12 protein-coding genes and 3 rRNA genes are annotated in these 24,499 nt (G+C 65.0%); 9 read left to right on the forward strand and 6 right to left on the reverse strand.

What is annotated here, in order from left to right:
- Positions 1–4 precede the first annotated feature (4 nt).
- Positions 5–2,365, reverse strand: a complete 2,361-nt coding sequence (locus AC6I9V_RS09390) for an HAD-IC family P-type ATPase (protein ID WP_497899204.1) — start codon at positions 2,363–2,365, stop codon at positions 5–7.
- A gap of 706 nt (positions 2,366–3,071) precedes the next feature.
- On the opposite strand from AC6I9V_RS09390, the gene AC6I9V_RS09395 reads away from it, so the two are divergent.
- The 6 genes from AC6I9V_RS09395 to AC6I9V_RS09420 all read left to right on the forward strand — a co-directional run bounded on the left by AC6I9V_RS09395 (position 3,072) and on the right by AC6I9V_RS09420 (position 13,411).
- Positions 3,072–4,594 (forward strand): 16S ribosomal RNA (locus AC6I9V_RS09395).
- Between the two features lie 517 nt (positions 4,595–5,111).
- Positions 5,112–8,235 (forward strand): 23S ribosomal RNA (locus AC6I9V_RS09400).
- Positions 8,236–8,447: 212 nt separating this feature from the next.
- Positions 8,448–8,564, forward strand: a 5S ribosomal RNA gene (gene rrf, locus AC6I9V_RS09405).
- Together the 16S, 23S and 5S rRNA genes form the textbook arrangement of a ribosomal RNA operon.
- Before the next feature lie 329 nt (positions 8,565–8,893).
- Positions 8,894–9,181 carry an HU family DNA-binding protein gene (locus tag AC6I9V_RS09410; RefSeq protein ID WP_011776355.1) on the forward strand — a complete coding sequence of 96 codons (288 nt, stop codon included), beginning with the start codon at positions 8,894–8,896 and terminating at the stop codon, positions 9,179–9,181.
- A gap of 163 nt (positions 9,182–9,344) precedes the next feature.
- Positions 9,345–11,429, forward strand: coding sequence for a bifunctional copper resistance protein CopD/cytochrome c oxidase assembly protein (locus AC6I9V_RS09415; protein ID WP_497899205.1), 2,085 nt, complete (start codon positions 9,345–9,347; stop codon positions 11,427–11,429).
- Positions 11,429–13,411, forward strand: coding sequence for an NHL domain-containing thioredoxin family protein (locus AC6I9V_RS09420; RefSeq protein WP_497899206.1), 1,983 nt, complete (start codon positions 11,429–11,431; stop codon positions 13,409–13,411). Before AC6I9V_RS09415 ends, AC6I9V_RS09420 begins: the two co-directional genes overlap by 1 nt.
- A gap of 18 nt (positions 13,412–13,429) precedes the next feature.
- Here the strand turns inward: AC6I9V_RS09420 and AC6I9V_RS09425 are convergent, their stop codons facing one another.
- From AC6I9V_RS09425 to AC6I9V_RS09440, 4 genes are all read right to left on the reverse strand, one after another.
- Entirely contained in the window at positions 13,430–14,422 is a 993-nt protein-coding gene (locus AC6I9V_RS09425) for a hypothetical protein (RefSeq protein ID WP_349413932.1), read from the reverse strand.
- Between the two features lie 102 nt (positions 14,423–14,524).
- Complete coding sequence (locus AC6I9V_RS09430; RefSeq protein ID WP_349413933.1) at positions 14,525–16,228, reverse strand: helicase HerA-like domain-containing protein; 1,704 nt, start codon at positions 16,226–16,228, stop codon at positions 14,525–14,527.
- Between the two features lie 74 nt (positions 16,229–16,302).
- Positions 16,303–17,004 (reverse strand): type 1 glutamine amidotransferase domain-containing protein, encoded by a 702-nt coding sequence (locus AC6I9V_RS09435; RefSeq protein WP_497899207.1) that lies wholly within the window; start codon positions 17,002–17,004, stop codon positions 16,303–16,305.
- A gap of 60 nt (positions 17,005–17,064) precedes the next feature.
- Complete coding sequence (locus tag AC6I9V_RS09440; RefSeq protein ID WP_497899208.1) at positions 17,065–17,934, reverse strand: aldo/keto reductase; 870 nt, start codon at positions 17,932–17,934, stop codon at positions 17,065–17,067.
- 364 nt (positions 17,935–18,298) lie between these two features.
- Here AC6I9V_RS09440 and AC6I9V_RS09445 point away from each other — a divergent pair, with 364 nt between their 5' ends.
- From AC6I9V_RS09445 to AC6I9V_RS09455, 3 genes are all read left to right on the forward strand, one after another.
- Positions 18,299–20,641, forward strand: a complete 2,343-nt coding sequence (locus AC6I9V_RS09445; protein ID WP_497899209.1) for a coiled-coil domain-containing protein — start codon at positions 18,299–18,301, stop codon at positions 20,639–20,641.
- 224 nt (positions 20,642–20,865) lie between these two features.
- Complete coding sequence (locus AC6I9V_RS09450) at positions 20,866–21,870, forward strand: LLM class flavin-dependent oxidoreductase (RefSeq protein ID WP_497899210.1); 1,005 nt, start codon at positions 20,866–20,868, stop codon at positions 21,868–21,870.
- 88 nt (positions 21,871–21,958) lie between these two features.
- Positions 21,959–23,296 carry a polysaccharide lyase domain-containing protein gene (locus tag AC6I9V_RS09455; RefSeq protein ID WP_497899211.1) on the forward strand — a complete coding sequence of 446 codons (1,338 nt, stop codon included), beginning with the start codon at positions 21,959–21,961 and terminating at the stop codon, positions 23,294–23,296.
- 25 nt (positions 23,297–23,321) lie between these two features.
- Here the strand turns inward: AC6I9V_RS09455 and AC6I9V_RS09460 are convergent, their stop codons facing one another.
- Positions 23,322–24,443: a GmrSD restriction endonuclease domain-containing protein gene (locus AC6I9V_RS09460; protein ID WP_497899212.1), complete on the reverse strand. Its 1,122-nt coding sequence runs from the start codon at positions 24,441–24,443 to the stop codon at positions 23,322–23,324.
- Positions 24,444–24,499: the final 56 nt, after the last annotated feature.

Consider the following 24,499-nt stretch of genomic DNA (forward strand, 5'->3'; position numbering starts at 1 on the left):
CTCGTCAGCGGGGGAACTTCCGTCTGTGTAGCCACGCCAGGAGTTCAATCGCGAGACCGCCGCCAAGGCCGGCGGCCAGAGCGGCCAGCAACAGGCCGGCGGGCGGCCAGGACAGGATGAAGAACTCCTGTGCCAGGGGGAGGTTGAGCAGGATCACGAGCGCAGCGCACATCGCCGCCAGCACCCCCACCCGGCCTGTGTTGAGCGGCCGGGACACGACCGCAAGGATCCAGAGCCCCACCACCGAGAGGGTGAGGACTGAAGCGGAGCCCAGCGTCTCCGGCGTCGACCCTCCTGAGAGCGCGATCCCGTTCAGCGCCAGCAGCGCGGCCGCGACGATCAGCCCCGCCGGCACGGAGAACCAGAGGGAACGGCGCAGGAAACCTGGCTTGTACCGGCGGGCGTTGGGCATAAGCGCCAGGAAGAAGGCGGGGATGCCGATCGTCAGGCCGTCGGTGAAGGACAGCTGGCGGGGGAGGAACGGGAAGGGCCACTGCATCAGCCCGAAAGTCACCGCAATGGCGATCGAATAGGCGGTCTTGCTGAGAAAAAGGCTCGAGACCCGTTCGATGTTTGCGATCACCCGGCGGCCTTCCGCCAGCACCTCCGGGAGCCGGTCGAAGCGCCCGTCGAGCAGGACCAAACGCGACACCGCTTTGGTGGCGGGCGCGGCCGAATCCATGGCTATGCCAAGGTCCGCCGTCTTGAGGGCGAGTGCGTCGTTTACTCCGTCCCCGGTCATGGCCACGGTGTGTCCTAGCCGTTGAAGAGCGGTGACCATGTCCTTCTTCTGGTCGGGGCTGACCCGGCCGAACACCGTGTTGCGGCCCATGACCTCCTCGAGCAGCTGCGGGTCCTCCGGCAGCTCGCGGGCGTCGAAGCCATCCGCCACGTCGACGCCCACCCGGCGGGCGATGGCCGCGACGGTCCGCGGATCGTCACCCGAAATGATTTTCACCTCGACGCCCTCGGCGCGGAAGAATTCCAGGGTTTCCCGGGCGTCTGAACGGGGTTGCTCCCGGAACGTCAGGAGCGCTACGGGCCGGAGTCCGGCGGGCAGCGTCGCCACCTTGCCCGCTGCCGGCAGCCCGTCAGCTCCGGCCAGGAGCAGCGTCCGCAGACCCGCCCGTGCCAGCTCGCCGGCCTGTCCCAGGACGCCGGCGTGGCCGGCTGGTGCAAGGACCATTTCCGGTGCCCCAAGAATCCAAGTGGGCGTTGTGCCGTTGCTGCCGCCGAAAGAGACCCCGCTCCACTTCCGGGAGGACGAAAACGGAACATAGGAGACCGACTGGAAGCCGCCGTCGTCCTCAAAAGCGGTGGCAAGGCTCCGGGCCGTCGCGTTCGCCTCGGGTTCGGTGGCAAACCAACCGAGGGCCTGCTGCCAGCCGGGGTCGGGCGAGGGAGTCAACTGGTGGACGGCGTCGAATTTGAGGCCCCCCTCGGTCAGGGTGCCGGTCTTGTCCATGCACAGGATGTCCACCCGGGCGAGTCCTTCCACAGCTGCGAGCTCCTGAATGAGCACCTTGTGGCCGGCCAGCCGGAGTCCGCCGACGGCAAACGCCACGCTGGTCAGCAGCACGAGGCCCAGCGGAACCATGGCAATCACACTGGCGATGACGCCCACCATGGCCCCGGTCCAGGCGCCGGTGGCAAGGGCGTCTTGCCAGCCGCCCCGTGACTGCAGTTCGCCGTTGATCACCACGACGGCGACGGGCAGGATTCCCCAGGCGATCCAGCGGAGGACACGGTTGAGGCTGTTACGGATCTCCGAGTTCACCAGCGAGAACCGGCGCGCATCTGCCGTGAGCCGGCTGGCGAAGGACTCGGCTCCCACCCGGACTACCCGGGCTTTGCCGTGGCCTGCCACGATGATGGATCCCGAAAGCACTTCCGAGCCGGCGTCCTTGTCGATCGGATCCGATTCGCCGGTAAGGAGGGATTCGTCGGCCTCCAGCCCGGCCGCGTCGAGCACCGAAGCGTCCGCGGTGACCTGGTCCCCGGCGCGCAGGACCAGGACGTCATCCCGTACGACCTCGGCCGTGGCGATCTCGAGGATCTGGCCGTCGCGCAGCACCCTCGCCCGCGGGGCGTCCAGCACGGCGAGGCGGTCCAGGGATCTCTTCGCCCTGAACTCCTGGACCACGCCGATTACCGCATTGCCCGCGGCTGCCAGCCCAAACAGCGCGTCCTGCCAGCGGCCCAAGAGCAGCAGCACCAGAAAACTCGTGCCGACGATCGCGTTGAACAGCGTCAGGACGTTGGCCCGGAAAATCTGCCACAGGCTCCGGCTGGTCTTGTCGGGCACACGGTTGTCCAGGCCACTTTCAATGCGGGCAGCGACCTCGTGGTGCGAAAGTCCGTTCACGGCGGGACCGGAGACACGCCGATGGAGCAGAGCGGGGTTCTGGCGCCGGGGTTGTGCCCTCACCCCCCGATGGTAACCGGCCCGGGGGACGGAAGTGATGGAGCTTACGGCCCGGATCCACCGGAAATCGACGACGCCGGCCAGGGACGGGCGGGTGCGCGGAGCCCGGCGCGGCCCCATGTTGGGCGGACCGGCGGGGGATTTCACGGCCATTGCGCAGCTGGAGGGACGGCTCCGGGGCGGGTTTGCGATTGCCGCCGGCTGGGTGTATTGTTTTCTAAGTCGCCACGAGGGAGACCAGCGGAAATGCTGGAGTACCGGAGGCGGCCAACCCCCCCCCAAAAAATAATTCAAAACCAAGGTCTTCCGTCGCCTCAGGCGCCAGGAGAATTCTGGTGGGGCTGGTTCGTCTGCTGATGTAGGTCGCGGAAACGCTGATTTGCTTCGCAGGCTGGGACCGGGTAACTTTGAAAAGTTGCTCCGGAGCGATCCTCGACTGAATTGATGGTTGTGGTGGTGCCGGGTGTGTCTGTTGTTTGAGAACTCAATAGTGTGCCAAGTTTGTTGATACCAATTTATTGTATTGAATTGGTTGATTGTGCCGGATTGTCCACCCCGTGGATGGTTTGGTGTTTTTAGCTGGTTTCAAATTTTGTGCAGTGTTTGTTCCCGTTTTCCCGGGGGCGGATGCTGTGTCTGTTTTACTTCAACGGAGAGTTTGATCCTGGCTCAGGATGAACGCTGGCGGCGTGCTTAACACATGCAAGTCGAACGATGAACCTCACTTGTGGGGGGATTAGTGGCGAACGGGTGAGTAACACGTGAGTAACCTGCCCTTAACTCTGGGATAAGCCTGGGAAACTGGGTCTAATACCGGATATGACTCCTCATCGCATGGTGGGGGGTGGAAAGCTTTTTGTGGTTTTGGATGGACTCGCGGCCTATCAGCTTGTTGGTGAGGTAATGGCTCACCAAGGCGACGACGGGTAGCCGGCCTGAGAGGGTGACCGGCCACACTGGGACTGAGACACGGCCCAGACTCCTACGGGAGGCAGCAGTGGGGAATATTGCACAATGGGCGCAAGCCTGATGCAGCGACGCCGCGTGAGGGATGACGGCCTTCGGGTTGTAAACCTCTTTCAGTAGGGAAGAAGCGAAAGTGACGGTACCTGCAGAAGAAGCGCCGGCTAACTACGTGCCAGCAGCCGCGGTAATACGTAGGGCGCAAGCGTTATCCGGAATTATTGGGCGTAAAGAGCTCGTAGGCGGTTTGTCGCGTCTGCCGTGAAAGTCCGGGGCTCAACTCCGGATCTGCGGTGGGTACGGGCAGACTAGAGTGATGTAGGGGAGACTGGAATTCCTGGTGTAGCGGTGAAATGCGCAGATATCAGGAGGAACACCGATGGCGAAGGCAGGTCTCTGGGCATTAACTGACGCTGAGGAGCGAAAGCATGGGGAGCGAACAGGATTAGATACCCTGGTAGTCCATGCCGTAAACGTTGGGCACTAGGTGTGGGGGACATTCCACGTTTTCCGCGCCGTAGCTAACGCATTAAGTGCCCCGCCTGGGGAGTACGGCCGCAAGGCTAAAACTCAAAGGAATTGACGGGGGCCCGCACAAGCGGCGGAGCATGCGGATTAATTCGATGCAACGCGAAGAACCTTACCAAGGCTTGACATGAACCGGTAATACCTGGAAACAGGTGCCCCGCTTGCGGTCGGTTCACAGGTGGTGCATGGTTGTCGTCAGCTCGTGTCGTGAGATGTTGGGTTAAGTCCCGCAACGAGCGCAACCCTCGTTCCATGTTGCCAGCGCGTAATGGCGGGGACTCATGGGAGACTGCCGGGGTCAACTCGGAGGAAGGTGGGGACGACGTCAAATCATCATGCCCCTTATGTCTTGGGCTTCACGCATGCTACAATGGCCGGTACAAAGGGTTGCGATACTGTGAGGTGGAGCTAATCCCAAAAAGCCGGTCTCAGTTCGGATTGGGGTCTGCAACTCGACCCCATGAAGTCGGAGTCGCTAGTAATCGCAGATCAGCAACGCTGCGGTGAATACGTTCCCGGGCCTTGTACACACCGCCCGTCAAGTCACGAAAGTTGGTAACACCCGAAGCCGGTGGCCTAACCCCTTGTGGGAGGGAGCTGTCGAAGGTGGGACTGGCGATTGGGACTAAGTCGTAACAAGGTAGCCGTACCGGAAGGTGCGGCTGGATCACCTCCTTTCTAAGGAGCACCTACAATGCTCATCACCGGACGCATGTCCTGTGGTGGTGTTGTCAGGAGTACGCCCGTTGCGCAGACGATTGTTCTGCGGCGGGTGCTCACGGGTGGAATATCAACAAATAGCGGCCGCTGCGTTTTCTCCGGCACCCAGTACGGAACCACCCTTGTGTGGTTCCTGGAACGGTGTTTGAGGGTACGGGCGGTTTAGTGTTTGGCACACTGTTGGGTCCTGAGACAACAGGACCGGGGGTGACCCCGGGACTTGTGTTTCTGGTTTCCCGGCTGCGACGAACACGCACTGTATGGGTCCTTTTGGGGGCCTAAGTGTGTGGGGTGTGTGGTACGGGGTTGTTGTTTGAGAACTACATAGTGGACGCGAGCATCTTTTATAAGAAGCAATTTCCAAGAATTATGAACCTGGATCTGGCTGCGCGTGATGGTGTCACTCCTTTTGGGGTGGTGTTGTTGGGTGTGGTTGGTTTCGTGGTTCTCTCGAAATTACTCCTTGATCTTTTGTGGTCAAGTTTTTAAGAGCACACGGTGGATGCCTTGGCATTAGGAGCCGAAGAAGGACGTAGGAATCTGCGATAAGCCTGGGGGAGTCGATAACCGGACTGTGATCCCAGGGTGTCCGAATGGGGAAACCCCGCCAGACGCGCGAGTGATCTGGTGACCCGCATCTGAACACATAGGGTGCGTGGAGGGAACGCGGGGAAGTGAAACATCTCAGTACCCGCAGGAAGAGAAAACAATAGTGATTCCGTTAGTAGTGGCGAGCGAACGCGGATCAGGCTAAACCGTTCCATGTGTGATAGCCGGCGGGCGTTGCATGGTCGGGGTTGTGGGACTTTCCGTTCTGTCTCTGCCGGGACAGTGGGGTGAGAGCATGTGCATAGGTGAACGGTCTTGAAAGGCCGGCCAGAGAGGGTGTGAGCCCCGTAACCGAAATGTTGTGTGCCGCCTGGGAAGTATCCCAAGTAGCACGGGGCCCGAGAAATCCCGTGCGAATCTGTCAGGACCACCTGATAAGCCTAAATACTCCCTAATGACCGATAGCGGACCAGTACCGTGAGGGAAAGGTGAAAAGTACCCCGGGAGGGGAGTGAAACAGTACCTGAAACCGTGTGCTTACAATCCGTCGGAGCAGCCTTGTAGTTGTGACGGCGTGCCTTTTGAAGAATGAGCCTGCGAGTTAGTGTTACGTCGCGAGGTTAACCCGTGTGGGGAAGCCGTAGCGAAAGCGAGTCTGAACAGGGCGTTGCAGTGGCGTGATCTAGACCCGAAGCGAAGTGATCTACCCATGGCCAGGTTGAAGCGACGGTAAGACGTCGTGGAGGACCGAACCCACTTCAGTTGAAAATGGAGGGGATGAGCTGTGGGTAGGGGTGAAAGGCCAATCAAACTTCGTGATAGCTGGTTCTCCCCGAAATGCATTTAGGTGCAGCGTTGCGTGTTTCTTACCGGAGGTAGAGCTACTGGATGGCTAATGGGCCCTACAAGGTTACTGACGTCAGCCAAACTCCGAATGCCGGTAAGTGAGAGCGCAGCAGTGAGACTGTGGGGGATAAGCTTCATAGTCGAGAGGGAAACAGCCCAGACCACCAACTAAGGCCCCTAAGCGTGTGCTAAGTGGGAAAGGATGTGGAGTTGCGAAGACAACCAGGAGGTTGGCTTAGAAGCAGCCATCCTTAAAAGAGTGCGTAATAGCTCACTGGTCAAGTGATTCCGCGCCGACAATGTAGCGGGGCTCAAGTACACCGCCGAAGTTGTGGCATTCAGATATTAGCTAAGCCCTTGTGGTTCAGGCGTCTGGATGGGTAGGGGAGCGTCGTGTGGGCAGTGAAGTCGCGGTGGAAACCAGCGGTGGAGCCTACACGAGTGAGAATGCAGGCATGAGTAGCGAAAGACGGGTGAGAAACCCGTCCGCCGAATGATCAAGGGTTCCAGGGTCAAGCTAATCTGCCCTGGGTAAGTCGGGACCTAAGGCGAGGCCGACAGGCGTAGTCGATGGACAACGGGTTGATATTCCCGTACCGGCGAAAAACCGCCCATGCTGAACAGGGGATACTAACCGCCCGAGACCTGCCCGACCGTCCTTTGGATGGAAGGGTTTTGGTGGAGCGCGGGACCTGATCCTGGGAGGCAAGCGTATTAACAGGTGTGACGCAGGAAGGTAGCCGAGCCGGGCGATGGTTGTCCCGGTCTAAGGATGTAGGGCGAACGGTAGGCAAATCCGCCGTTCATGATGCCTGAGACCCGACGGGACCCCCGTATGGGGGGATTCGGTGATCCTATGCTGCCTAGAAAAGCATCGACGCGAGGTTTTAGCCGCCCGTACCCCAAACCGACACAGGTGATCAGGTAGAGAATACTAAGGCGATCGAGAGAATTATGGTTAAGGAACTCGGCAAAATGCCCCCGTAACTTCGGGAGAAGGGGGGCCCCTATCGTGATGGACACTGGCTGTCCGGAGCGTGCAGGGGCCGCAGAGACCAGGGGGAAGCGACTGTTTACTAAAAACACAGGTCCGTGCGAAGTCGCAAGACGATGTATACGGACTGACTCCTGCCCGGTGCTGGAAGGTTAAGAGGACCGGTTAGCCGCAAGGCGAAGCTGAGAATTTAAGCCCCAGTAAACGGCGGTGGTAACTATAACCATCCTAAGGTAGCGAAATTCCTTGTCGGGTAAGTTCCGACCTGCACGAATGGAGTAACGACTTCCCCGCTGTCTCAACCATAAACTCGGCGAAATTGCAGTACGAGTAAAGATGCTCGTTACGCGCAGCAGGACGGAAAGACCCCGAGACCTTTACTATAGTTTGGTATTGGTGTTCGGAGTGGCTTGTGTAGGATAGGTGGGAGACGTTGAAGCCCGGACGCCAGTTCGGGTGGAGTCATCGTTGAAATACCACTCTGGTCACTTTGGACATCTAACTTCGGCCCGTAATCCGGGTCAGGGACAGTGCCTGATGGGTAGTTTAACTGGGGCGGTTGCCTCCTAAAAAGTAACGGAGGCGCCCAAAGGTTCCCTCAGCCTGGTTGGCAATCAGGTGTCGAGTGTAAGTGCACAAGGGAGCTTGACTGTGAGAGAGACATCTCGAGCAGGGACGAAAGTCGGGACTAGTGATCCGGCGGTACATTGTGGAATGGCCGTCGCTCAACGGATAAAAGGTACCTCGGGGATAACAGGCTGATCTTGCCCAAGAGTCCATATCGACGGCATGGTTTGGCACCTCGATGTCGGCTCGTCGCATCCTGGGGCTGGAGTAGGTCCCAAGGGTTGGGCTGTTCGCCCATTAAAGCGGTACGCGAGCTGGGTTTAGAACGTCGTGAGACAGTTCGGTCCCTATCCGCTGCGCGCGCAGGAAATTTGAGAAGGGCTGTCCTTAGTACGAGAGGACCGGGACGGACGAACCTCTGGTGTGTCAGTTGTACTGCCAAGTGCACCGCTGATTAGCTACGTTCGGATGGGATAACCGCTGAAAGCATCTAAGCGGGAAGCTCGCTTCGAGATGAGATTTCCATACACCTTGCGTGTGAGAGGCCCCCAGCCAGACCACTGGGTTGATAGGCCGGATGTGGAAGCGAGGACTAACGACTCGTGAAGCTGACCGGTACTAATAGGCCGATAACTTACACCACACACCCCTCCCCGCGAACCAACATCAAAAGGGGTTCGCACCACGGGAAGGGTACAAAGAAACAAGATACGCTTGCGTCCACTATGTGGTTCCCAAACAACAAACCCGCCACGGGCACGTTGCTAACGGAACCAAAACAACTGAATACAACACCACAAGTTGTAACCACAGATTTCCCACCCCAGGCCCCGGCCAGGGGCGCGGACACAGGGTTACGGCGGTCATAGCGTGGGGGAAACGCCCGGTCCCATTCCGAACCCGGAAGCTAAGACCCACAGCGCCGATGGTACTGCACCCGGGAGGGTGTGGGAGAGTAGGTCACCGCCGGACAACCATTAGGTCGAGAGCCTCCAACCACCAGGTTGGAGGCTCTCCCCCTTTACCCACCAAACCCCCACCACCGTCGCGCCTGGAAGCTGTGGCGCGGCCGCCGCGGAGGAACCGCTTCCGTTGCCGGCACCCGGTCGGCGGTTGGCGCGTCCGCTGATGGCTGAAAAGCGGCGCCCAAGGCCCTCGAAACCCGGAAATTTTCCCAAAAAAGGGCGAAAACACGCGGAATTTGCCACCTTGGCGGCGGCAAGCTGGTAAGTTTTCGAAGAGTGGCTTACACGCATGCCGCGTGCAGGCTTCAGAAATTAGAACCGTCCAGGAGGACATAAATGGCTAAGAACCGTAGTGAACTTGTTGCAGAGGTAGCTGGCAAGGCCGGCACCAGCCAGGCAGCCGTCAACTCCGTGCTCGATGCACTGTTCGAGGTTTTCGAGACCTCTGTCGCCGCGGGCGAAAAGATCACCATCCCCGGCTGGCTCGCCGTCGAGCGCACCGACCGTGCAGCCCGCACCGGCCGCAACCCGCAGACCGGCGAGACCATCCAGATTGCCGCTGGCCACAGCGTCAAGCTGACCGCCGGCTCCAAGCTGAAGGCTGCTGTCGCCAAGAAGAAGTAGTCTTCTTCGAGCGCTTGAAAGGAGCGGCAACCTGCGGGTTGCCGCTCCTTTGCGTTAACTCCTGCCGCCAGGATTCGGTGCGCGGGCGGCCGTAGCGGACAATGGAGTTGTGCCTTCCCCAGCAAAACCCCGAACTACAGCAGCGCCTTCCCCGAGCGGGGGAGTGTCTGGCTCCGGTGCCGGGGTTCGGGGGATTAGCCGGCCCTGGCAGCTCGCCGGCCTGGCCGCTGTGTTCGTGGGACTGGCGGCTGCGCTGCTCTTCTCCGGTGCGGCGGGTGCCCGCGCGGTCTCGGACCCCGGAGCGCTGGTCCGCTGGGGTCTCCCGGTCAGCAAGGCCGTCCACAACGCAGCCCTTGCCACGGTGATCGGCGGCCTGATTTTCGCCGTCGGGATCCTGCCCAGAAATCTCAACTGTGCGCGTTCCAGGGACAGTGACGCCCCGGAACATCCGGCGTTCACCCGCGTCCTGGCCGTCGCCGCCGCAGCCGGCGTTGCCTGGACCCTCTCCGCCGTCGCGGTACTGGTTCTGAGCTACTCCGATATCGCGGGCCAGGCGATCTCGGGGGATCCTGAATTCACCAGGTCCCTCGTCTACTTCATGACCGACATTGAGACCGGGCGGGCCTGGCTGACCGTCGTTATTATCGCCGCCGTGGTCACCACCGCGCTGTTCGGCGTCCGCTCGCGCGGCGCCCTGGCGCTCACCCTGATCCTGTCGCTGGCGGGACTGGCCCCGGCGGCGCTGATCGGGCACTCCTCCAGCTCCAGCGACCATGAGGGCGCCATCAACTCCCTGGGCCTCCACCTGGTGGGTGTCTCGGCCTGGCTGGGCGGCATCATCGTGCTGACGCTGCTCTCCGGCATCCTGTCCGCTCCAGGCGGCAAGGCCGACATCACCGAGCCGACCCTCCGCCGCTTCTCCGCCGTGGCCGGATTCGCCTTCGCCCTGGTCTTCGCCTCCGGCGTGATCAACGCGAGCATCCGCGTGGGCAGCTGGGCCGACCTCTTCGGGTCGACCTACGGGCAGCTCATTGTCGCGAAAGCGTCGGCCACCCTGGTCCTGGGCGGTGTCGGGTTCATGCACCGCCGTTGGGTCATTCCGCAGCTTGGCGCCCCGGGCTCGGGCCTGTCTGCCCGCCGGGTGCTCTGGCAACTGGTGCTCGTTGAGCTGCTGGTGATGGGCGCGACGTCGGGGATCGCCGTCGCCCTTGGCCGCTCCGCCCCGCCGCAGGGCGAGACGGCCGCCCAGAACGCCTCCCCGGCCTTCATCCTCTCCGGCTACGAGCTGCCTCCGGAACTGACGCCGCAGCGCTGGCTCACCGAATGGCGGTTTGACTGGCTGTGGGTCGCCGTCGCCGTCTTTGGCCTGGTGACCTACGTCCTGGGCATCCGCAGGGTCCGACAGCGCGGCGATTCCTGGTCCTGGTTCCGGTCCGTCAACTGGGTGATCGGCCTGGCGGTCCTCACCTACGTGACGTCGGGGCCGCCGTCGGTCTACGGCCGGGTGCTGTTCTCGGCGCACATGGTCGACCATATGGCGCTGACCATGGTGGCACCGATCTTCCTGGTCCTGGGCGCCCCGGTCACCCTCGCGCTGCGCGCTCTGACTCCGCGGCGGGACAGCTCCCGTGGGCCGCGGGAATGGCTGCTGGTCTTTGTGCACTCGAAGTTCTCGCAACTCGTCACGCACCCGCTGTTCGCCGCGGCCAACTTCGCCGGGTCGATTGTGCTGTTCTACTACTCGGACGCCTTCGGCTACGCAATGCGCGACCACGTGGGCCACGAACTGATGAACCTGCACTTCGCGCTGACCGGCTACATCTTTGTGCTGACCATGATCGGCACGGACCCCCTGCCCCGGCGGGCGCCGTACCCGATGCGGCTGCTGCTGTTGCTGGCCACCATGGGCTTCCACGCGTTCTTCGGCGTCGCGATCATGGGAGGCACCGGCCTGCTCGCCGCCGACTACTTCGGGAACCTGGGCCGCACCTGGGGTCCCTCGGCCCTGCTGGACCAGCAGATGGGCGGCGCGGTGGCGTGGGGGATCGGCGAAGTGCCCACCCTGCTCGTGGCGATCGGCGTCGCCGTTATGTGGTCCCGCTCCGACGCCCGAGAGTCCAAGCGCACCGACCGCGCGGCAGACAGGAATAACGACGCCGATCTCACCGCTTACAACGATATGTTTGCCAAGCTCGCCGAACGCGACGCGAAGCTGGCAGAGCGCAATTCAAAGCTGGAAGGACGCTGATGAGCGAAACCGTACGCACCCACCTCCGGGTCCGGGCCTCCGAACTCGTAGGCCGCGGCTGGCTGAACACCGGCGGCAAATCCCTGGACCTCGAATCCCTCCGCGGCAAAATTGTGCTGCTCGACTTCTGGACCTTCTGCTGCATCAACTGCCTGCACGTCCTGGATGAACTCCGCCCGCTCGAGCAGCAATACTCCGACGTCCTTGTGACCGTCGGCGTGCACTCGCCCAAGTTCGAGCACGAAGCGGACCCGGTGGCGCTGGCCGCCGCCGTCGAACGCTACGAAATCCGCCATCCCGTCCTGGACGACCCGGAACTGGAGACCTGGAAGGCCTACACCGCCCGCGCCTGGCCCACCCTTGTGGTCATCGACCCCGAGGGCTACATCGTGGCGCACCTCTCCGGCGAGGGCCACGCGGACGGCCTGGCCGTGCTTATCCCCGAACTGATCGCAGAACACGAGGCCAAGGGCACCCTGCACCGCGGCGACGGGCCCTACGTGGCGCCGGAGCCGACGTCGGGCACACTCCGGTTCCCGGGCAAGGCCCTGTACCTGCCGGCCGGCCGTGGCCGTTCCGTCGCCGCGGACGAGGTTGGGCAGGAGGACCCGGCCGGAACCTGGCTGGTCACCGACACCGGCCACCACCGGCTGGTGGAACTGGCCACCGACTTCGAGACGGTGCTGGGTACCTACGGTTCGGGCGAGAAGGGCCACGCCGACGGCGGCGCCGCGGACGCGCGCTTCAACGAGCCGCAGGGCCTGGTGCTGCTGCCCGAGGACGTGGCAGCGAAGGCCGGCTACGACGTCGTGGTTGCCGACTCGGTCAACCACCGGCTGCGCGGGCTCTCCCTCGCGGACGGCACCACCACCACTCTTGCCGGCAACGGGGTGCAGCGGCTCCTTGAGACCGGCCCGGCCCGGGTGGACGAGGAAGGCGCCGCGTACGGTGCCCGGCTCGAGGCCGATCCGCTGCAGGTCTCGCTGAGCTCCCCCTGGGACGTCGTGTGGTCCAGCAAGCTCAACGCCGTCGTGGTGGCCATGGCCGGGGTGCACCAGATCTTCAGCTTCGACCCGGTCACGGGGGCGGTGTCCATCATCGCAGGCAACGGACTGGAGGGCCTGCTCGACGGCCCGGGCGCCGAAGCCTGGTTCGCCCAGTCCTCCGGCCTGGCCGAGGATGCGGAGGGGAACATCTGGGTCGCTGACTCCGAGACCTCGGCGCTGCGCAAGCTCGTCATCGCCGATGATGGTGCCATCACGGTGGAATCCGCCGTGGGCAAGGGATTGTTCGACTTCGGCTTCCGGGACGGCCCGGCGGCCGAGGCCCGGCTTCAGCACCCGCTGGGCGTGACGGTGTTGCCGGACGGCTCCGTGGCGATCGCCGACACCTACAACGGTGCCGTGCGCCGCTACGACCCCGCCACCGGGACGGTCTCCACGCTCGCGCGCGGGCTGTCCGAACCCTCGGACGTCATTGTGGACCACACGCACGTGGCCGGCGCCGAACCGCTGCTGGTGGTCGTCGAGGCGAACAAGCATCAGCTCGTCTACGTGCCGATCCCCAAGGAAGCGCAACAGGTCGACGAGGGTGCCGTGCAGACGCACCGCCCCAAGAGCCCGGTGGCACCAGGGCTGCTGTCGCTGGCGGTCCGTTTCACCGCCCCGACCGGGCAGAAGCTCGACGACCGCTGGGGCGACCCGACGCAGCTGAAGATCTCCTCCACTCCGCCGGAACTGCTGGTGGCCGGGGGCGGAACCTCGGTGGGGCTGCTCCGCACCCTGGAGCTCTCCTCCGACGTCCCCGAAGGCGTGCTGCACATTACCGCCCGCGCCGCAGCCTGCGACGGACCGGAAACCGACGACGGCGAAATCCCGGACCACGCGGCCTGCCACCTCTACCAGCAGGACTGGGGCATCCCGGTGGCGCTGCAGGCCGACGGGGACAACGAGCTGGTCCTGGACCTGCGCGGCATGGACTGAGGCTGAGCCAACCGACGCCTAGTTGCTTAGCTGCGGCGTGAGCTTCACTGTGTCGCCGTCGATGTCCAGGCGGGTGGTGAAGCTGAAGTCGTGGACCGCGTTGAGCTCGGTGACGGCGCCGGTGAAGAGGTCTGTCTGCCGCGCCTTGATCCGGGCCTTGCCGTCCAGCGGCGCCACTACCCAGCGGCCGCCGAAGGGCTCGATCTTGACGACGGGATAGTCGGTGATGCTCCAGTCGATGGTTCCGTCCGCCACCCGGTTATTGGTGGTGTGGTAGAACGGGCAGTCCGGCTGCAGCTGCTGCTTCTTGTCCGCCTGGTCGGCACAGTCGTCGAGGAACTGCTTGACCTTGGCGCCGACCGCGTCCTTAAGGCCGTCGGTGGCCTGGGTCAGCAGGTTCAGCGGTGCCGGGGGATTGTCCCGGCCGGCGAGGGTTGCCCGGGTCGCGGGAGCCGCGAAGAACTGTCCGTTCAGGGACGCCTCGTACTCGCCCGGGTAGAACACTGCGAAGGTGTTGCGGCCGTTGGGCATGTTCACGGGAACCCCGTTAAGCGTGGCCTGGTTCGAGTTCACCACGGTGACGTTCAGGGTCGGCAGTTCCGCCGGGACAAAGGACCAGTCGTGGAAGAACAGCCACTGGGTACCGGAACGTTGCAGCAGGAACTCGGTGTGCAGCTGGGTGCCGTTGATGGAGTAGTCGATCGGGACCATAACCTGGTTCCCGCCGCGGTCCTCGGCGTCGCCGAATTTGACCCCGGAGATCCGCGCGGCAGCGGTCTTTAACGCGGCTCCGTCCAACATGGCGGGGTTGCTTTGCGGCACGGTGGCGTGCAGCAGGCCCAGCGCTTTCCCGCCTTCACCCTTTTGCAGGGCGTCCAGATACTCGCGGACCGGCTGCTGCGGGCTGGCAAGGGAGTTGTTTACGAGATTGATGGCGACGACGGCGCCGGCCACGGCGAGCATCAGGCCCATCAGCCACCCGGCTGCAATCCTGACCAACGCCTGACTCATCTGCACGTCTCTTACGTTACCTGCACGCCCACTGAATACACGTGTCACAGGAGTCACGTGTGACGTGCACCATTACCGCCGGACGATCAGGCGGTGACGCGTCTAGCGGCGGCGGCGCCGGGATGCGGTTCCGAAGACTCCGCGGAGCAGTTCCCGGCCGATCTGCGTGCCCAGCGAGCGTGCCATGCTTTTGAGGCCGCCGCCGAGGGCCCCGCCCAGGGCCCCGGCGAGATCTCCGGCCATTCCTCCACCGGAGTCCTGCGGCTGCGGGGCGCGCCGCTGCGGTGCGCGTTCCGGTTCGGGCGCCGGGGCGGGACGGCTGCTGGGGCGGCCGAGGATTTCTTCCTCGATCCGGCGGGCATCCGCGTCGACGGCGTTGGGGTCCAAGCCGGCCCCGGAGCCCGTGGGCGGTTGTGCCGTGGAGCCGCCGGCAGCTGCGCCGGTCGGCGACGCCGCCCGGCCGGTCAGCTTTTCGTAGGCGGAGACGTTGTCCACGGCCGTGCCGTACTTGGCGAGCAGGACGGACCCAGCCACCGTGCTGCCAATCAGCGCGTCATCGCTCGGGCCCATGACGGACTCCGGGGCACGCAGCCGGGTCAGGGCCACCGGGGTCGGTGCGCCCTTCTCGTTCATCACGGTGATGACGGCCTCGCCGATTCCGGCCGAGGTGAGGGTCTCCTCGAGGTCGTAGTCACTCATCGGGAAGGTGGACACCGTCGCCTTGAGGGCCTTGGCGTCCTCCGGGGTGAAAGCGCGCAGGGCGTGCTGGACCCGGTTGGCCAGCTGGCCCAGGACCTCCGCCGGAACATCCTTCGGTGTCTGCGTCACGAAGAAAATGCCTACACCCTTGGAACGGATCAACCGGACCGTGGTGGTGATCGCGTCCAGGAAGGCCTTGGAGGCGTCATTGAACAGCAGGTGTGCCTCGTCCAGGAAGAACACGAGTTTCGGCTTGTCCAGGTCGCCCGCCTCTGGCAGGTCCTCGAACAGGTCGGCCAGCAGCCACATCAGGAAGGTGGAGAACAGCATCGGCTTGGTCTGCAGCGTCGGCAGTTCCAGGCAGCTCACGACGCCGCGGCCGTCGGGGGCGGTCCGCAGCAGTTCGGCGGTGTCGAACTCCGGTTCGCCGAAGAACTTTTCCATCCCCTGCGCCTCGAGGGTGATCAGTTCTCGCAGGATGACGCCGGCGGTGGACTTGGAGAGGCCGCCCAGGTTCTCAAGTTCGTCCTTGCCCTCGTCCGAGGTCAGGAACTGGATGACCGCCCGCAGGTCCTTGAGATCGATCAGCTCGAGGTTGTTTTTGTCCGCGAAGTGGAAGACCAGCTGCAGGCTGGACTCCTGGGTCTCGTTGAGCTCCATCACGCGGGAGAGCAGGATGGGGCCGAAGGATGTAATGGTGGACCGGACCGGGATGCCGGCGCCGTCGCCGCCGAGGGCCAGGAACTCAACCGGGAATGTCTTGCCGGCCCAGGCCTGGCCGATGCTGTCGGTGCGGGCCTTCAGCTTCTCCGAGCCGGTGGCGGCCGTGGCGAGGCCGGAGAGGTCGCCCTTGATGTCCGCGAGGAACACCGGGACGCCGGCGGTGGAGAGTTGCTCGGCCATCATGTGCAGCGTGACGGTCTTGCCGGTGCCGGTCGCGCCGGCCACCAGTCCGTGCCGGTTCATCATCGACAGGGGCAGCCTGACGGGGGCGTCCTTGTGGAGTTCGCCGTCGACGATCGCGGCTCCCAGCTCGATCGTGGGCCCCTCCAGGGTGTAACCCTTCTGGATGGTGGCGACTTTGTCTGCTGTGGATTTGATGGCCATGCCGCTAGCTTAGCCGGGTCCGGAAGCCCGGACCCGGCCTCCGCCGATGTTTATTTTCGGCGGCCCGTCGGGACCTATCCGGCGAGAGCCTTGAGGACCTCCTGCGCCACGTCCTCGCTGGACTGCGGGTTCTGCCCGCTGATGAGGTTGCCTTCGCGGACCACGTTGGAGCTCCAGGCCGCACCGTTTTCGACGACGGAGCCTTTCTCCTTCAGCACGTCCTCGACGAACCAGGGCGTGTTCTCCCCGGTGCCGCCGCCGAGTTCCTCTTCGTTCGTAAAGACGGTGAGGCGGCGCCCTGCGAAGGCGAAGTTGCCGGCGTCGTCGACGGCGCTCAGCAGGCCGGCGGGGCCGTGGCAGAACGGCGCGATGACCTTGCCGGCTGTGTTGGCCTCGACCAGCAGCCGGCCGAGGTCCGCGTCCTCGAACAGGTCTGCCATGGGCCCGTGGCCGCCGGGCATCACGATCGCGTCGTAGCCGGCGAGCTCGACGTCGGCCAGCACCAGCGGGGCCGAAAGCTCGGCGTCGATGTCGGAAAGGTACGCGCGGAAAGCGTCGGCGCGGTCCTGGCCGCCGGCGGATTCCGCCGCGAGGCTGACCTCGTCAACCGTGGGCTTGGCGCCGCCGGGGGTTGCGATGTGGACGGTGTGCCCGGCACCGCGCAGGGTCTGGTGTGAGACGACGAGTTCCTCGGCCCAGTAGCCGGTGGGGTGCTTGCTGCCGTCGCGCATGGTGAGGGAATCTGCGGCGGATACGACCATAAGGATGTTAGCCATTTGTGTGCTCCTGTTCTGCCGGCGTAAATGCCGACCACGGGGGTGGTGATGGGGGTGGGGTTAGCGTGAGGCTTCGAGCTCGGCGAAGGTGGCGTCATCGAGGACGACGCCGCTGGCGGCCAGGTTCTCTTCAAGGTGCGTGACGGACCCGGTGCCGGGGATCGGCATCATGGCGGGGGAGCGGCGCAGCAGCCAGGCGAGGGCCACCTGCGAGGTGGTGGCGCCCAGCCGGGTGGCGGCCTCGGCGAGCGGGCCGCCGGGCCGGACAAGTTCGCCGGCCGAGATCGAGGCCCACGGGATGAAGCCGATCCCGTTCTCCTCGGCGTAGCCCAGGACATCCTCGGAGCTACGGTCCGTCAGGTTGTAGCGGTTCTGCACGGTCGAAACGGTGAAGTAGCGCCCTGCCAGCTCAAGCTCGGCCACACTGACCTGGGACAACCCCAGCGCCTTGACCTTGCCTTCCTTCTGGAGGTCGCGGAGCACGCTGAACTGCTCCTCCGGATCAACCTTCGGATCAATCCGGTGCAGCTGCAGCAGGTCCAGCGCCTCCACCTTGAGCTTGCGCAGGCTCAGCTCGGTTTGCTGGCGCAGGTACTCGGGGCGGCCCAGCGGCACCCATTCATTCGGGCCGGTGCGGGTGAACCCGACCTTGGTGGCGATTTTCAGGCCGTCCCGGTAGGGGTGCAGCGCCTCGGCGAGGATCTCCTCGCTGATGTTGGGGCCGTAGGAATCGGCGGTGTCGATGAAGTCGACGCCAAGTTCTACGGCGCGGCGGACGACCGCGACGGCCGCGTCCCGGTCGGCGGGTTCACCCCAGACGCCGTCGCCGACGATGCGCATGGCGCCGAAGCCCAGGCGGTGCACGGTTCCCAGGTCCTTAAGCTCAATCGTTGCCAATGGTTCCGGATGCTGTGAGTTGTCGTGGCTCATAAGCGTGGCAACCCCCTAAGCCTGCTGAGTATTCCGTTCACCCCGCTGGCGCCGCCGTTTGCACAGGATGCGGGCCGGGACGGGAAAGCGCCCGGACTGCAGCTATTCGTCTCCCCGACCGCACGGAAACCGTACGTTTTTCCGCCCGGTTCCGGGCCGAAAGGCCGGACCAAGTAGTCGCCCGCGGAAAAGCGAGTACACGGGGGTAAAAGACACGTAGATCCATTGAAAAGTCGAGTGGAAACGACCCCGCTCCGCGCGTATATCCACGCATAGCATCGGGGTTTAAGGATGCGGCCACAATCGGCCGCATTTGCTGTGTCTCATTTGCTGTGTCTCATTTGCCGTGTCTCTGGGGGTCTCAATGCTCAACCGTTCGCACCACTCTGTCCTCACCCGCCGGCTTGCTGCCGCCGTCCTCGTCCCGGGCGTGCTGACCAGCATGCTGCTGTTTGCCCCGCAGGCGACTGCCGCCACCGGAGCCGTCGACGGCGTCTGCAACGGGGTGGTCAACCAGCTGGCACACCGGGGCACCGTCCAGGAGAACCTGCTCAAAGCCTCGGCGAAGAAGAACGCCGACATCATCGCCCGGCTGCAGGCCGAACGCTCCGCCCTGCAGGCCAGCGCCGCGGCCGTTAAGGCGCAGCTCGATGCGACAACGGCGTCTATCGCCGCCCTCGACGCGGCCGAACTGGCTCTTGACGGCCAAATTAGGGCGGCGCAGGATAACCTTGCCTCGCTGGAGGCTGAACGGTCCAGGGTCGACGCAGCGGTGACCGATTTGAAGGGGACCCTGGCCGGTCTTGAGGCGGAGAAGGCAACGGCCGCGAACCAGCTGGCACCCCTGCAGGAGGAAGAAGCGCTGGCCGTAGCCGCCGCGGATCAGTTGAAGAGCCGCGCCGCCGCGGTCGATGCCCAGATCGGTGCGACCAACACCCAGCTCAGCGTGGCGCTTAGCGAGAAGGAGACGCTGGCGGCGGCGGCAAGTGCAGCGGAGGCAGCGTTGGCCGGCAAGAACGCGGAGATTGCCGCGGCCGAAGCCGAACTCACGGCCCTGAACGCCGCGGCCGCTACCGCCGCGGCGGCAGTGGTGACTGCCGGGACTGCCGTGGCCGATGCCGAGTCGGAACTGCAGAGCCTTGAGGCGGCGGGAACTGCAGCCCAGGCCGAACTTGATGCACAACTTGCCAAGGTCAGCGCCGCAAAAGCCACCCTCGCCGGCCTCCAGGGTGAGGCCACCGCGGCCGAAGACGCCGTCGCGGCCAAAAACGCCGCGATCGCGGCGGCCCAGGGCGAACTCGCGTCGCTGCAGGCCGATGCCCGGGCCGCCACGGACGCGCTTGCCGCGAAGAACGCCGAGATCACCACGGCCCAGGCAGAGCTCACAACTTTGCAGGCCACCGCTCGCAGCGCCGCAGCCGCCGTCACCGCCAACAGCAACAAGATCGCTGCACTGAACGCCGAGATCGCGTCGCTGGAGCAGCAGATCGCGGCGAAGAACGCCGAGATTACGGCCAAGCGGGCCCAGCTGACCACCGCGCAGAATGAACTTGCCGCGCTGCAGGCCACCAAGGCAACCCGGGAAGCCGAGATTGCAGCGCTCACAGCCCAGATTGACGCTATCAAGGGCAACTCGAAGCAAAAGCGTGACCTGATCGACCTGCGGGACCTCAAGCAGGGCGAGCTCACCACAATCAACAGCCAGATCAGCGCCAAGACCGCCACCATTGCCGGCTACCAGGGAGACCTGGCCACCCTCCAGAAAGCGGTAAGCGACCTCAACGCGCAACTGCTGGCGAAACAGCAGGAAAGCAGCGCGCTGCAGCAGCAGGTCGCCCCGCTCCAGGCATCCCTGACCGCCGCCAATGACGCCGTCGCCCTCAAGCAGAGCGAGATCGCGGCACTGAAGGCGCAGATCCCGACGCTCCAGTCGGCCGTAACAGGGGCCGACGCGGCCGTGGCCGACAAGCAGGCCGAACTCGCTGCTCTTCAGGGGCAAATCCCCGCATTGGAGGCCGCTGCGGCCACTGCCACCCGCGCGGTCGCGGCGCAGGAGCAGATCGTGGCAGCCCTGGAGGCAGCCGTGCCGACGCTCACAAGCAACGTTGCGGAGAGCCAGGACGCGATCGCTGCGCAGAAGCTCGTGCTCGAGAAGTTGAAGGGCGAGCTTGCGGCCGCCAACTCCACCCTCACTGCAGCGCAGGCGGCCGCGACGGCCAAGGCATCCGAGCTGGCCGGGCTGCAGTCCCAACTGCCGGCCCTGACAACGGCCCTGCAGGACGCCGCCGCGGCGGTGAGCGCCAAGCAGGCAGAGATCGCAGCACTGAACGCCCAGCTTGACACCCTCGTGGCCGAGGTCACCGCGCTGAACGGGCAGGTTGCGGCCAAGGAACGTGAAATTCTCGACCTGCAGACCCGGGTCGCCCCGCTGCTGACGCAGCTTGACGCGCTGAACGGTGAGATCAGCGCCACCGAAACCAAGCTGAAGGAACTCCAGTCGCAGCTGACCGCACTGGACACGAAGTTGACCGATGCCAACGCCACGCTCGCCGCCTTGCAGGCGAGAAAGGGGGCCAGCAAGGATTCCATCGGCGCCCAGAAGAAGATCGTGACCGATCTCCAGGGCCAGCTGGGCAGTGTCCAGAACCAGATCGCGGCCATCGACGGACAGATCGCCCTGGGCGGTTGCGTGGCCCGATCGTCGTGACCAGGCACTGACACGGTCTAGCGGAACCGGACAGGAGGGGACCGGCCCAGCGGCCGATCCCCTCCTGCACGCAGCGGAGAGTGGCGGCGCAGGCGGGGAGCACCACAGTGGCGGCAGAAATATCCCGGGGCCGGGCGTCGTTATCTCCAGTGTGCGTCCGCCGGGATCCGGCGTGGCCGCCACCTGATCTTGATCATGCTCCGCAACGAAAGGCCGGCTTTTCCGTGACTGTTCCGCTTTCCATCCTTGACCTGGCAATCATCGGCAAGGGCCAGACGGCGGCAGACAGCTTCGCCGGCAGCGTGGCCATGGCGCAGCGCGCCGAGGAACTTGGCTACCGCCGCATCTGGTACGCCGAGCATCACAACATGTCCTCTATCGGTTCCTCCGCGACCAGCGTGCTGATCGCCCACGTTGCCGCACAGACCAAGAGCATCCGGCTCGGGGCGGGCGGTGTGATGCTGCCCAACCACTCGCCGTTGACCATCGCCGAGCAGTTCGGCACGCTCGAGACCCTGCACCCGGGACGGATCGACCTGGGCCTGGGCCGCGCCCCGGGCAGCGACCAGAACACCATGCGGGCGCTGCGCCGGGACCCGATGAGCGCGGACAGCTTCCCGCAGGATGTCCTGGAGCTGCAGGGCTACCTGAGCGGGCCCACCCGCATCCCCGGCGTCGAGGCCACCCCGGGCCAGGGCACCAACGTGCCGCTGTACATCCTTGGATCCTCGCTGTTCGGGGCGAAGCTGGCCGCTCAGCTCGGACTGCCGTATGCCTTCGCCTCGCACTTCGCCCCGAACGCCCTGCAGGACGCCGTGGCCCTCTACCGCCGCGAGTTCCGGCCGTCCGCGCAGTTGGACGCCCCGCACGTGATCGCCGGCGTCAACGTGATCGCCGCGGACTCCGCTGCCGATGCGCAGGAAATGTTCCAGGCCACCAAACGGGCCCGGGTGTCGCTGTTCTTTGGCAACGGCCGCGTCTTCAGCGACGACGAGGCGGACATGATCCTGGATTCGCCCCAGGGCCAGCACATGGCGCAGATGATGAAGTACTCCGCGGTGGGCACCCCGGGGGCCGTGGTCGACTACCTCGAGGAGTTCACGGCGCACGCCGACGCCGACGAACTGATCGTCGCGCACCAGAGCGCCCGGGTGGAGGACAGGCTTCGGTCCGTCGAGCTCCTCGCGGAGGCTGCCGGAATCGTTGACTTGGCAGCGGGGCGCCCCTAGCGTTAAGCCTGCCGCGGGCTGCACCCAGGCCGCCGGCCACAACCCCGCTTCGCGGTCCGGATTCATCTTCAGAAGTCCAGGTGTCACTATGAAGATCAAGTCCATAGCTGCACCCCTGCTGGTGGTCCTCGTGCTGCTGGGAGGTTCCCTTGCGGGAAGCTGGGCGCCGGCCGCCGCTGCCGGCACCACCTACTTCATCAGCGTAGACGGCAACGATGACAGCGACGGAACCTCGCCCAACTCGGCCTGGCAGTCCCTGCTAAAGCTCAACACCACGGCGCTGAAGGCCGGCGACTCCGTGAGCTTCCGGCGGGGCGACACCTGGACCGGCAGCATCGTGGTCAACCAGAGCGGCACGGCCGACGCAGCCATCACCTTGAACAGCTACGGCACCGGAAGCTCGCCGACCCTCACCGGCGGTGAATCCAGCGGGCAGGGCGCGAACTGCGTCACGATCAACGGAAACTTCATCACGGTGGACGGCCTGCGCGCCGATTCCTGCGGGTACGCCGGGTTCAGCATCTCCGGCGACAACACCACCCTCAAGAACTCCACGGCGACCCACAACGCCGCCGGCATCAAGGTGGGCCAGGGCTCGGATTTCGGCCACTACGTGAACAACAACCTGGCCAACAACGACGTGATGAACGTCAATACGCCCGGGATCAACTGCGGCACCCCGCAATCCGTGAGCTGCAACGATGATTCGGGCGCCTTCGGCGTGCTGATCAACGGCAGTGACAACGAGTTCACCGGCAACACCGTCACCGGATCCACGGCGAAGTCCTACGATTTTTCCCACGACGGCGGCGCCTTCGAAATCTTCAACGGGAGCCGGAACAGCATCCACCACAACGTGGCTGTGGACAACAACGTGTTCTCGGAGATCGGCCGTTCACCGGGGGCCGCAGCCGACGGCAACACCTACCGCTACAACCTGATCCGCTCCAGCTGCGGCGAGAACTGCTCCCAGGCCACCGGGCTGATCGCCCGCGGACCGAAGTCATCTTTCGGCCCAACGGACGGCACCGTCTTCGAATTCAACACCGTATGGCTTGACGGCCCGGAGTCCCAGGCTGTGGTGTGCCACGCGGCGTGCCCCGCTTCCACGGTCATTCGGGGGAACATCCTCGTCGCGGTGCGCAATTCGCTCTGGATCGACGGCTCGGGCTGGACCGAACAGGAGAACGTCCTCAACGGGCCCAGCTCGGTGGAACCCAGCGGCACTTCCACGAGGGAGCCGGCGGGCTTCGTGGACGCACCGACCGACCTCCACCCGACCAGCCTGAGCCCCGCGATTGACCGCGCGGGCTCCAGCCCTTTCACCGTGGACCTCGATGGGCAACCCGTCGCCCAGAACGGCGACTGCCAGGGTGACGGAGGGGCCGACGCCGGAGCCTACGAGTACCAGGCGCCAGCCTGTTAGCAGTCGGAGTGCGGGCCCGCCGCGCCTACTCGCAGGCCACCCCGTCGCCGTCGCGGTCCAGTTTGCTGCTGTATCCGGGCTGCCCGCGGCGGATGGGCGCTGCCCCCGCGGCCCGCACGGCAGCGCAGTTGGCGTAGAACACTGCGGCCGGTGCGGGTGCCGGCGGGACGGGAGCGGGGGCCGGGGCCGCCTGTGCCGGTGCCGCGGGCGGTGCGGCGGGCTGGGCGGGCGGAGCCGCGGCGGCCGGTGCGGGGGCCGGCGGCTGCTCGCTGGTGGGGGCCAGGGCGTCCGGGCAGTCGCCCAGGATCCGGGCCATGGCATCGTGTTCCGCCTGGGTGACCCAGAGTGCATAGCTGGCCTTGACCGAGATCTGCCGGGCCACGTAGGCGCAGCGGTAGGACTTGTTCGGCGGCAGCCAGGTGGCGGCATCGCCGTCGCTCTTTTGCATGTTCGCCGGACCGTCCACGGCGAGGAGGTTGAGCGGGTCGTTGGCAAAGGCGAGCCGCTGGGCCGGGCTGAGCTGCTGGGCGCCCTTCTGCCAGGCGTCGCTGAGCGCCACAACGTGGTCGATCTGGACGGCGGCGCTGGTGCTGTTGCCGCGGACGAAGTTGATCAGCTTCGCAGTGTAGGGGTCGTTAAGGGCGCCGGAGAGCACAACACAGTCACGGGTTCCGGCCTTGAGCGCCACCGCCGTGAGGTCACGGCGGAGCGTGTCGTTGCGGGTATCGCAGCCGTTGCGGTCGACGTCGGCCCAGGCCTGGCCGAACTGGTCGCGGGAGTACCCGGTCTTGGGCGCCCGGCCCTTGACCGGCAGGGTGGCCAACACGTCGAGGACCTTGCTGGCGTAGGCTGGCTGCTGGCGCGGAGCCGAGGCGCCGGCCAGGCTGACGGCGGGGGCGGTGTCCGGATCCAGCGGGGCGCCGGCGTCGGCCGACGGGCTCGGCGTGGGCGACGGCGTGGCGGAGACTGCCGTGGCGGAGGCGCTCGGCGCGGCTGGGGCCGTTGTTACCGTGGCCGGGCCGGCGCAGGCGGTGGACGAGACCAGCAGCAGCCCTGCCACGCCGCAGGCGATCCAGTCCACGCCCCGGCGCATCGATCCCGGTGCCGTGCCGGCCAACCTGCCGTTTCCGGCGCTAATCTTGCGCAATCGTTCCCCCAGTTTGTGCCTGTTTCCGGGCCGGTTTTCGGCCTTTCACAGCCTAC

This window comes from Arthrobacter sp. SlRoot2-15 (genome assembly GCF_059739345.1).

Bases quoted from the DNA above. Each gene is read 5' to 3' on its own strand.
- AC6I9V_RS09425 (WP_349413932.1), bottom strand. From the start codon at position 14,422: ATGAGTCAGGCGTTGGTCAGGATTGCAGCCGGGTGGCTGATGGGCCTG.
- AC6I9V_RS09430 (WP_349413933.1), bottom strand. From the start codon at position 16,228: ATGGCCATCAAATCCACAGCAGACAAAGTCGCCACCATCCAGAAGGGT.
- AC6I9V_RS09435 (WP_497899207.1), bottom strand. From the start codon at position 17,004: ATGGCTAACATCCTTATGGTCGTATCCGCCGCAGATTCCCTCACCATG.
- AC6I9V_RS09455 (WP_497899211.1), top strand. From the start codon at position 21,959: ATGAAGATCAAGTCCATAGCTGCACCCCTGCTGGTGGTCCTCGTGCTG.
- AC6I9V_RS09445 (WP_497899209.1), top strand. From the start codon at position 18,299: ATGCTCAACCGTTCGCACCACTCTGTCCTCACCCGCCGGCTTGCTGCC.
- AC6I9V_RS09410 (WP_011776355.1), top strand. From the start codon at position 8,894: ATGGCTAAGAACCGTAGTGAACTTGTTGCAGAGGTAGCTGGCAAGGCC.
- AC6I9V_RS09420 (WP_497899206.1), top strand. From the start codon at position 11,429: ATGAGCGAAACCGTACGCACCCACCTCCGGGTCCGGGCCTCCGAACTC.
- AC6I9V_RS09440 (WP_497899208.1), bottom strand. From the start codon at position 17,934: ATGAGCCACGACAACTCACAGCATCCGGAACCATTGGCAACGATTGAG.